The following is a 6,869-nucleotide window of genomic DNA, read 5'->3' on the forward strand; positions in this document are numbered from 1 at the left end:
ACCACATGGCAGACAAACCCGTCAGCAGCAGCGGCCTGCGCGGTCAGAGCGCCGGGACCACGGCCCTGTGCACCGTCGGCAAGACCGGCTCGGGCCTCACCTATCGCGGCTTCGACGTCAAGGAGCTGGCCGAGAAAGCCAAGTTCGAGGAGGTGGCCTACCTGCTGCTCAAGGGCAAGCTGCCCAACCAGGCCGAGCTCGATGCCTACATCACCAAGCTCAAGGGCCTGCGCGGGCTGCCTGACGCGCTCAAGACCGTCCTCGAGCAGATCCCCAAGGACGCCCATCCCATGGACGTGATGCGCACCGGCGCCTCCATGCTGGGCAACCTGGAAACCGAGGAGAGCTTCGACGAGCAGCAGTACGTCTCCGACCGCCTGCTGGCCGTGCTGCCGTCGATCATCTGCTACTGGTATCGCTTCAGCCACGATGGCGTGCGCATCGAGACCGAGACCGATGACGAGTCGGTGGGCGGGCACTTCCTGCACCTGCTGCGCGACGAGCCGGCCTCCGAGCTCCATGCCCGGGTGATGAACGTCTCGCTGATCCTCTATGCCGAGCACGAGTTCAACGCCTCGACCTTCACCGCCCGGGTCTGTGCCTCGACCCTCTCCGACATGCACTCCTGCGTGACCGGCGCCATCGGCTCGCTGCGCGGCCCGCTGCATGGTGGTGCCAACGAGGCGGCCATGGCGATGATCGAGGACTGGCAGTCGCCGGAGGAGGCCGAGCGCGAGATCATGGGCATGCTCGAGCGCAAGGACAAGATCATGGGCTTCGGTCATGCGATCTATCGCGAGTCCGACCCGCGCAACGCCATCATCAAGCACTGGTCCAGGAAGTTGTCCGAGGACGTGGGCGACAGCGTGCTCTACCCGGTTTCCGAGCGCGTCGAGGAAGTGATGTGGCGCGAGAAGAAGCTGTTCTGCAACGCCGACTTCTTCCACGCCAGCGCCTACCACTTCATGGACATTCCCACCAAGCTGTTCACCCCGATCTTCGTCTGCTCGCGGGTCACCGGCTGGTGCGCCCATGTCTTCGAGCAGCGCGCCAACAACCGCATCATTCGCCCCAGCGCCGACTACGTCGGTCCGGAGAAGAGCGAGTGGGTGCCGATCGAGCAGCGCGACTGATCGATCTCCGCCGCCGGGCGACCCCTCCAGGTCGTCCGGCCTTCTTCCCCTTCGCCCCGACGCCTGCAAGAGATCCCTCACGCCATGAATACCGACTACCGTAAACCGCTTCCCGGCACCGAGCTGGACTACTTCGACGTGCGTGCGGCCGTCGAGGCGATCCAGCCCGGTGCCTATGACACCCTTCCCTACACCTCGCGGGTGCTGGCCGAGCAGCTGGTGCGCCGCTGCGAGCCGGAGATGCTCACCGACTCCCTCAAGCAGCTGGTCGAGCGCCGCCGCGACCTGGACTTCCCCTGGTACCCGGCCCGCGTGGTGTGCCACGACATCCTCGGCCAGACGGCACTCGTCGACCTGGCCGGCCTGCGCGACGCCATCGCCGAGCAGGGTGGCGACCCCGCCAAGGTCAACCCGGTGGTGCCGACCCAGCTGATCGTCGACCACTCCCTGGCCGTGGAGCATGCCGGCTTCGAGGCGGACGCCTTCGACAAGAACCGCGCCATCGAGGATCGTCGCAACGAGGATCGCTTCCACTTCATCGAGTGGACCAAGACCGCCTTCGAGAACGTCGACGTGATCCCCGCCGGCAACGGCATCATGCACCAGATCAACCTGGAGAAGATGTCGCCGGTGGTGCAGGCGCGCGACGGTGTCGCCTTCCCCGACACCTGCGTGGGCACCGACAGCCATACCCCGCACATCGACTGCCTGGGCGTGATCGCCATCGGCGTCGGCGGCCTCGAGGCCGAGACGGTGATGCTGGGCCGCCCCTCCATGATGCGCCTGCCCGATATCGTCGGCGTGGAGCTGACCGACAAGCCCAAGCCCGGGATCACCGCCACCGATATCGTGCTGGCGATCACCGAGTTTTTGCGCCGCGAGCGCGTGGTCGGCGCCTACCTGGAGTTCTTCGGCGAGGGGGCCAAGAGCCTGACCATCGGCGACCGCGCCACCATCTCCAACATGACCCCGGAGTATGGCGCCTCGGCGGCGATGTTCTATATCGACGAGCAGACCATCGACTATCTCACCCTCACCGGTCGCGAGCCGGAGCAGGTGGAACTGGTCGAGACCTACGCCAGGCAGACCGGCCTGTGGGCCGACAGCCTGACGCAGGCCCAGTACGAGCGGGTGCTGACCTTCGACCTTTCCAGCGTGGAGCGCAACCTGGCGGGCCCCTCCAACCCGCATCGTCGCTTGCCCACCAGCGCGCTGCACGAGCGCGGCATCGCCGTGGACTACGACAAGGCCCAGGCGGAGGAGAAGGCGGGTCATATGCCCGATGGCGCGGTGATCATCGCCGCCATCACCAGCTGCACCAACACCTCCAACCCGCGCAACGTGGTGGGCGCCGCCCTGCTGGCCAAGAAGGCCAATGAACTGGGCCTGACGCGCAAGCCCTGGGTGAAGTCGTCGTTCGCGCCGGGATCGAAGGTCGCGCGGCTCTACCTGGAGGAGGCCGGCCTCTTGTCGGAACTGGAGAAGCTCGGCTTCGGCATCGTCGCCTACGCCTGCACCACCTGCAACGGCATGTCCGGCGCCCTGGATCCGAAGATCCAGCAGGAGATCATCGACCGCGACCTCTATGCCACCGCCGTGCTCTCCGGCAACCGCAACTTCGACGGCCGCATCCACCCCTATGCCAAGCAGGCCTTCCTGGCCTCGCCTGCGCTGGTGGTGGCCTACGCCATCGCGGGTACCGTGCGCTTCGACATCGAGAAGGACGTGCTGGGTACCGATCACGACGGCAACCCGGTGACCCTCAAGGACCTGTGGCCCTCCGACGAGGAGATCGATGCCATCGTCGGCGAGTTCGTAAAGCCCGAGCAGTTCAAGCAGGTCTATATCCCGATGTTCGACCTGGATGCCGCGGAGAAGGCCGAGAGCCCGCTCTACGACTGGCGCCCGCAGAGCACCTACATCCGCCGCCCACCCTACTGGGAGGGCAACATGGCGGCCGTACGTGCGCTCAAGGGCATGCGGCCGCTGGCGATCCTGCCGGACAACATCACCACCGACCACCTGTCGCCGTCGAACGCCATCATGATGGACAGCGCGGCGGGGGAGTACCTGCACAAGATGGGCCTGCCGGAGGAGGACTTCAATTCCTACGCCACCCATCGCGGCGACCACCTCACCGCCCTGCGGGCAACACTCGCCAACCCCAAGCTCTTCAACGAGATGGTGCGGGACGAGAACGGTGACGTTCGGCAGGGCTCGCTGGCGCGTATCGAGCCGGAGGGCCAGGTGACCCGCATGTGGGAGGCCATCGAGACCTACATGGAACGCAAGCAGCCGCTGATCGTTATCGCCGGCGCCGACTACGGCCAGGGCTCCTCCCGTGACTGGGCGGCCAAGGGCGTGGCGCTGGCCGGGGTCGAGGCGATCGTCGCCGAGGGCTTCGAGCGTATCCACCGCACCAACCTGATCGGCATGGGCGTGATGCCGCTGCAGTTCAAGGAAGGCACCACCCGCCACACCCTGCAGCTCGACGGCACCGAGACCTACGACGTCGAGGGCAAGCCGGCGCCGGGCGCGACCCTGGAGCTCGTGATCCACCGCAAGACCGGCGAGGTCGACCGCGTGCCGGTGACCTGCCGCCTGGATACTGCCGAGGAAGTGACGGTCTACTCCGCCGGCGGCGTGCTGCAGCGCTTCGCCAAGGACTTCCTGGAAGGTGTGGGGAGTGAGGAGGTGGCGAGCGCATGAGCCAGAAACCCCAGATCAGGATTCCCGCCACCTATATGCGTGGCGGGACCAGCAAGGGTGTGTTCTTCAAGCTGAGCGACCTGCCCGAGGCTGCGCAGGAGCCGGGCGAGGCCCGGGATCGCCTGCTGATGCGGGTGATCGGCAGTCCCGACCCCTACCAGAAACAGATCGACGGCATGGGGGGCGCCACCTCCAGCACCAGCAAGACGGTGATCCTGAGCCGGAGCGAGAGTCCCGACCACGACGTGGATTACCTCTTCGGCCAGGTCTCCATCGACAAGGCCTTCGTCGACTGGAGCGGCAACTGCGGCAACCTCTCCGCGGCGGTGGGGCCCTTCGCGATCAGCAACGGCCTGGTGGACTCGTCGCGTATCCCGCAGAACGGCGAGGCCGAGGTGCGCATCTGGCAGGCCAACATCGGCAAGACCATCGTCTCCCGGGTGCCGATCAGCGACGGCGAGGTGCAGGAGACCGGCGACTTCGAGCTGGACGGGGTGACCTTCCCGGCCGCCGAGGTGCCGGTGGCCTTCAAGGACCCGGCGGACGGCGAGGGCGCCATCTTCCCCACCGGCAAGCTGTTGGATGACCTGGAAGTGCCGGGCGTGGGCACCCTCAAGGCGACCCTGATCAACGCCGGCATTCCCACCGTCTTCCTGAATGCCACCGAACTCGGCTATACCGGCACCGAGCTGCAGGAGGCGATCAACGGCGATGCCAAGGCGCTGGAGATGTTCGAGACCATCCGCGCCCACGGGGCGGTGAAGATGGGGCTGATCGCCGACGTCAGCGAGGCCGCGGCCCGCCAGCATACCCCCAAGGTGGCCTTCGTGGCGCCGCCGGCCGACTACCTCGCCTCCAGCGGCAAGCAGGTCAAGGCCGGGGAGGTCGACCTGCTGGTGAGGGCGCTCTCCATGGGCAAGCTGCACCACGCCATGATGGGCACCGCGGCGGTGGCCATCGCCTCGGCGGCGGCCATCGAGGGCACCCTGGTCAACCTGGCCGCCGGTGGCGACAAGCGTAATGCGGTGACCTTCGGCCACCCCTCCGGCACCCTGCGGGTCGGCGCCGAGGCGAGCCTGGTGGATGGCCGCTGGGTGATCGACGAGGCGGTGATGAGCCGCAGCGCCCGGGTGCTGATGGAGGGTTGGGTCCGAGTCCCCGGCGACAGTTTCTAGGGCCTGCCTGCTCAGGGGCCTGCTGAAAGATAAAGACGCCCCGGGTCCCAGGACCCGGGGCGTCTTCTATAGTGAGGGTCACGCATCAAGGGCGTTTGCTCGACAAGGTGACAGGAGAAGTTCATGAGTACCGTGGAAGCCAACGTGCGGCCAGACTATGACGTCGAGCTGCAGAAGATCGCCGACTATGTCCTCGGCTTCGAGATCGAGAGCGGCGAGGCGCTGGACACCGCCCGCCACTGCCTGATGGACACCCTGGGCTGCGGCCTGCTGGCGCTGCGTTTCCCGGAGTGCACCAAACACCTCGGGCCGCTGGTCGAGGGCACCGTGGTACCCCATGGCGCCCGGGTGCCGGGGACCTCGTTCCGGCTGGATCCCGTCAAGGCGGCCTGGGACATCGGGGCCATCATCCGCTGGCTCGACTACAACGATACCTGGCTCGCCGCCGAGTGGGGTCACCCCTCCGACAACCTGGGGGGAATCCTGGCGATCGCCGACCACCTCTCCCAGAAGCGCCTGGCCCAGGGGGAGTCGCCACTGACCATGCGCGCGGTGCTGGAAGCCATGGTCATGGCCCACGAGATCCAGGGCGTGCTGGCGCTGGACAACTCCTTCAACCGCGTGGGTCTGGATCACGTGGTGCTGGTCAAGGTGGCCTCGACCGCGGTGGTGGCCAAGTTGATGGGCGCCGATCGCGAGCAGCTGCTCTCGGCGCTTTCCCATGCCTGGGTCGATGGCCAGAGCCTGCGGACCTACCGTCATGCCCCCAATGCCGGCTCTCGCAAGAGCTGGGCGGCGGGTGACGCTACCTCGAGGGCGGTGCGCCTGGCCGATATCGCCATGCGCGGCGAGATGGGCATCCCCGGGGTGCTCTCCGCCCCGCAGTGGGGGTTCTACGATATCCTCTTCAGCCATACCAACCGGGATCTGGCCCTGAAGCCGGAAGCGCAGCGCACGTTCTCCTTCCAGCGCGAGTTTGGCAGCTATGTGATGGAGAACATCCTCTTCAAGATCTCCTTCCCGGCCGAGTTCCATGCCCAGACAGCCTGCGAGGCCGCCGTCACCCTGCACCCCCAAGTCAAGGATCGTCTGGACGAGATCGACCGCATCGAGTTGACCACCCACGACTCGGCGATACGCATCATCTCCAAGGAGGGCAACCTGGCCAATCCGGCGGATCGCGATCATTGCCTGCAGTACATGACCGCCGTGCCGCTGATCTTCGGTAGCCTGACCGCCGAGCACTACGAGGACGAGTTCCACGAGGCAAACCCGCGCATCGATGAGTTGCGCAGCAAGATGGAGGTGGTCGAGGACGAGGCCTACTCGCGGGACTACTACGACCCCGAGAAGCGCTCCATCGCCAATGCCATCCAGGTCTTCTTCAAGGACGGCAGTGCCACGGAGAAGGTCGAGGTCGAATACCCGGTGGGCCATCGTCGCCGTCGGGCGGAGGGGATACCGCTGCTGGTCGACAAGTTCCGGCGCAACCTGGCGACCCGCTTCCCCGCAGGGCGCTGCGAGAAGATCATGGCGCTGTGCGAAGAGCAGGCGCGCCTGGAACGAACCCCGGTGAACCGATTCGTCGACCTCTTCGTGATCTGAGTTTCCGCGTGTCCCGTCGCGATATCCGGTAGCCGCGCTGCCAGGGTTTCATTGTCCCTGGGCACGTGCCCAGGGGCCGTGGGAAACAAGCCGTCGAGCGGTATGGCGCGCCGAGGAATGCTGGTCTATATTTTTCTGACGCACAGGGGTTGCGTGTTCCGGCTTCAGATCGTAAAGTACGCATCCGCTGCCGGCGACGGGCATACGTTGCAGGCGGTGGAGAGTGGTAGAAGTGCTTGTTTCCATT

General features: G+C 66.4%; 4 protein-coding genes. All 4 read left to right on the forward strand.

Annotated features, from left to right (window positions below; all coding sequences use genetic code 11):
* Window positions 1–5: 5 nt before the first annotated feature.
* The 4 genes from prpC (at window position 6) to prpD (ending at window position 6,622) form a co-directional block, all read left to right on the forward strand.
* Window positions 6–1,133, forward strand: a complete 1,128-nt coding sequence (gene prpC, locus SCI24_RS07785; protein WP_318724853.1) for a 2-methylcitrate synthase — start codon at window positions 6–8, stop codon at window positions 1,131–1,133.
* Window positions 1,134–1,217: 84 nt separating this feature from the next.
* The gene (acnD, locus tag SCI24_RS07790) at window positions 1,218–3,842 is read left to right on the forward strand and encodes a Fe/S-dependent 2-methylisocitrate dehydratase AcnD (RefSeq protein WP_318724854.1); all 2,625 of its coding nucleotides are present in this window, start codon (window positions 1,218–1,220) and stop codon (window positions 3,840–3,842) included.
* On the forward strand, window positions 3,839–5,017 hold the full coding sequence (prpF, locus tag SCI24_RS07795; protein ID WP_318724855.1) for a 2-methylaconitate cis-trans isomerase PrpF: 1,179 nt from the start codon (window positions 3,839–3,841) through the stop codon (window positions 5,015–5,017). Before acnD ends, prpF begins: the two co-directional genes overlap by 4 nt.
* Before the next feature lie 123 nt (window positions 5,018–5,140).
* Window positions 5,141–6,622, forward strand: coding sequence for a 2-methylcitrate dehydratase (gene prpD, locus SCI24_RS07800; protein WP_318724856.1), 1,482 nt, complete (start codon window positions 5,141–5,143; stop codon window positions 6,620–6,622).
* Window positions 6,623–6,869 lie beyond the last annotated feature (247 nt).

It is taken from the genome of Halomonas sp. (genome assembly GCF_033549285.1).
Taxonomy (GTDB): Bacteria; Pseudomonadota; Gammaproteobacteria; order Pseudomonadales; family Halomonadaceae; genus Halomonas.

Coding starts and splice junctions, on each gene's coding strand:
- prpF (WP_318724855.1), top strand. CDS start 3,839: ATGAGCCAGAAACCCCAGATCAGGATTCCCGCCACCTATATGCGTGGC.
- acnD (WP_318724854.1), top strand. CDS start 1,218: ATGAATACCGACTACCGTAAACCGCTTCCCGGCACCGAGCTGGACTAC.
- prpD (WP_318724856.1), top strand. CDS start 5,141: ATGAGTACCGTGGAAGCCAACGTGCGGCCAGACTATGACGTCGAGCTG.
- prpC (WP_318724853.1), top strand. CDS start 6: ATGGCAGACAAACCCGTCAGCAGCAGCGGCCTGCGCGGTCAGAGCGCC.